This window comes from Nocardiopsis sp. NPDC055879 (genome assembly GCF_053615935.1).
Genome location: NZ_JBSHCT010000115.1, coordinates 1 through 1,019, shown reverse-complemented (window position 1 = coordinate 1,019; position 1,019 = coordinate 1). Strand labels below are relative to the sequence as shown.

1 protein-coding gene and 1 pseudogene are annotated in these 1,019 nt (G+C 72.4%); both read left to right on the top strand.

The genetic code is table 11. The features are described from left to right. Positions 1 to 481 (top strand): ATP-binding protein (locus ACWGKS_RS30135; RefSeq protein ID WP_452525135.1); only part of this gene is annotated, 481 nt, incomplete at its 5' end. After that, positions 478 to 1,019, top strand: a pseudogene (locus ACWGKS_RS30130) (hypothetical protein); the annotation flags it as partial. The gene ACWGKS_RS30135 and the pseudogene ACWGKS_RS30130, both read left to right, overlap by 4 nt.

The following is a 1,019-nucleotide window of genomic DNA, read 5'->3' as shown; positions in this document are numbered from 1 at the left end:
CTCCACCTGCACCCGCTTCCGGGCGGAACTGCGCTCTGACCTGCACGCCCTGGCCGGGGTACCCCGCTCCCTGTGCGAGGACATCGAACTGTGCGCAAGCGAGGCCTTCGCCAACTCCGTCACGCACTCCCGCTCACAGCGCCCCGGTGGCACGGTGGTCCGCCTGCTCTCCACCCCGATCGTCGTAGGGCACCAGGCCACCGTGCGCCTGTCGGTCATCGACGACGGACCCCTGAACGCACGCCCCCTGTGCCCGCCCGCGCGAAGCTCCATCGAAGAGTGGGAACAGGCCGAGTCCGGGCGCGGCCTCCTGCTCATCCACCAACTGGCGAGCGAATGGGGCACCCAGCGCTGGACCGATCCCACCTCACCGGCCGTGTCGGGCACGGTGCTGTGGGCGGAGTTCGCCTATCCCACGCCCGCCACCCCTACCGCTACCGCCGGCACCTCCACCACCTGCGCCTGCGGGGGTGGGCGATGAGCAACGCGACCATCCCCATGGACCTGCGCCGGGTCTTGGACGCTCCCCGAGGCCGACGTTTCAACCACACCCCACACCGCCCCGGGACCCGACCGACACTGACCGACACCCCCCACCAGAGGAACGAAACCGGCCCCGCATCACTCCCGCCGCTGGTCTCGCTGGGCCGCACCCCCAGGGAACGCGCACTCCTGGCCCAGATGCCCGACACCCCCGGACTGCGCCGCCGCCTCGAACGCGGGGACCTACCCGAATGGATGCGGGTCGCGGCCACTCGCAGGGCCGAGGAACCCGAACGGCCCCAACAGCTCCCTTGGTGGCACGACCAGGTACCCGACCCCGAGCCTCTCCCCGGACCGAAGCCGACCCCCACACTGACCTTCACGCCGACCCCCGTCCCGGAACCGGCCCGTGAACCCGCTGAGGAAGCCGAGCCCGCCCGTCCGCTACCGATCCCGCGCCCACGCCGGGAGTACGTGCCGCCGCCTCCGCTCCCTCGAAGGTCGGACCGCCCGCGCCGCCCGACGAGCCACCGCAG